The following is a 1,963-nucleotide window of genomic DNA, read 5'->3' on the forward strand; positions in this document are numbered from 1 at the left end:
AGGATGACAACGGGCAGGACGTGTTCGCGCACTTCTCGCAGATCACCGCCAGCGGCTACCGTTCCCTGGAAGAAAACCAGCGGGTCGAATTCGACGTTGTCCAGGGGCCCAAGGGGCTGCAGGCCGAAAACATCCGCCCCATCTAAAGATCTTTGAACGAGCAGCGCCCCCGGACCCTCAGGGTCCGGGGGCGCTTTGCATCGTAGGGGAACGGCGTGCCCACCGTTCAGCCGGTCGCCATTCGCCGGACCGGTTTACGTATGCGCTGAGGTGAAACTAGGCGAGCCGTTCACGCGGCTGGCGCTTCCGCGGTGACGTTGTAGCCGAGTGCTGTGAGTTCGTTGATCAGGCGTCGTGCGCGGCGTTCGGGGTTGTGCCGCTTGATGAAGTAGTCCGGGCCGAGCTCGTGGAAGGGCTCGTTGCGGTCGAGAATGTGGAACAGTGCGATGAGGATGGAGTGCTGCACGGTGCCCAGGGCTTTGGGGTGTCCGCGTCGGCCCTTGATCCGTGCGTACTGCGCGGCGTAGTACGTGTTCTTGCTGCGGATGGCCGCGCTGGCAGCGTCGTGGAGGTAGGTCCGTAGCCATTTGTTGCCCTTGCGGGTCTTTCCGGAGGTGGACTTGCCGGCAGACTCGTATTGGCCAGGACAGCGGCCGGCCCAGGAGGCCAGGTGCGCGGCATTGCCGAAAACGGTCATGTCGACGCCGATCTCGGCGATGATGCCTTCGGCGGTGCGCTTGTCGATCCCTGGCATGGTGGCGATCAGGTCACGCTGGCGGGCGAAAGGGGCGTGTCCCCCGGTCAATCTCGGACGAGAGGCGTCCGATCGCCTCGTCCAGGTAGTCCAGCTTGGCCAGGATCTCCCCGACGATCAGGGCGTGATGGCCGGAGAACCGTCCCCGCAGCGCCTGGCGCAGGGCCGGGATTTTCCTGCGCAGCACGCCCTTGGCGAGGTCAGCCATTACCTCGGGGTCCCGGCCGCCGCCGACCAGGGCGGTGAGCATTGCCCGGCCGGAGACCCCGAGGTTGTCGGAGGCGACCGAGGAGAGCTTGATGCCGGCGTCCTGGAGGATCTTGTCCAGTCGCTGGGTCTCGCGGGTCCGTTCCTGGATCTGGGCTTTGCGGTACCGGGTCAGGTTCCGCAGCTCACGGATCGGCTTCGGCGGCACGAACGAGGGCTGGACCAGCCCGTGGGCGACCAGCTGGGCGATCCACGCGGCGTCGGCCATGTCCGTTTTACGGCCTGGGACGTTGCGCAGGTGTCGGGCGTTGAGCAGCCAGCACCCGAACTCGTCCTCCAGGACGTAGTACACCGGCTTCCAATACACCCCGGTCGATTCCATCCCTACCAGCCTCACACCCCGGTCCGTGAGCCAGTCCCGCAGTCCGAGCAGCTCGACTGTCGTCGTTCCGAACGTCGCCAGCTGCGTCTCGACATTCGTGCCGGTCGTGATCCGGACACAGGCCACCACCGTGTCCTTGTGCACGTCCAGACCCGCGCACCGCTCCACCAGCGTCTCCATTGTGAGTACCTCCGTCAACCCGTACCAATATGAAGGCGGGCCGCCCGGGGAGCTTCACAAAGTGGAGTCTGAGGTACGCGCTCAAGGCAGCAGTTCCATGTGCCCGAAGCCCCCACGTCACGCTGTTATACGGGCTCGCTTGGCACCAAAGAGCACCGACGTCGACAGGCGACCCACACCTACAAGTTTCCCCTGCTTCACGTGGGCCGAAAGGCCCTCAATCGCTGTTATCGGCGTTTGTCGGTCTGCCGTGCTGCTTTATCCGTGACGGCACAGGGTCTATTCGAAGAAATCCTCGTCGATTTCGGCGACCGTGTAGGTTTTGGCGATCTGAACACCCACGCCGTGGCGGATCATCAGGTCGGTCAGCTGCTTGCCGTCAATGAGGATGATCCGTGTCGGGATGGATTTGGCGTATTCCAGGGCCCCGGCGGAGAACC

1 protein-coding gene and 1 pseudogene are annotated in these 1,963 nt (G+C 64.4%); one reads left to right on the forward strand and one right to left on the reverse strand.

What is annotated here, in order from left to right; genetic code table 11:
• Positions 1-146, forward strand: a 146-nt coding sequence (locus AC5RWU_RS24125; protein ID WP_493986698.1) for a cold-shock protein, incomplete at its 5' end; no start/stop codon positions are given.
• A gap of 143 nt (positions 147-289) precedes the next feature.
• On the opposite strand, the pseudogene AC5RWU_RS24130 reads toward AC5RWU_RS24125, so the two are convergent.
• A pseudogene (locus AC5RWU_RS24130) lies at positions 290-1,523 on the reverse strand (IS110 family RNA-guided transposase).
• Positions 1,524-1,963: the final 440 nt, after the last annotated feature.

It is taken from the genome of Arthrobacter sp. B0427-1-12 (assembly GCF_059092905.1).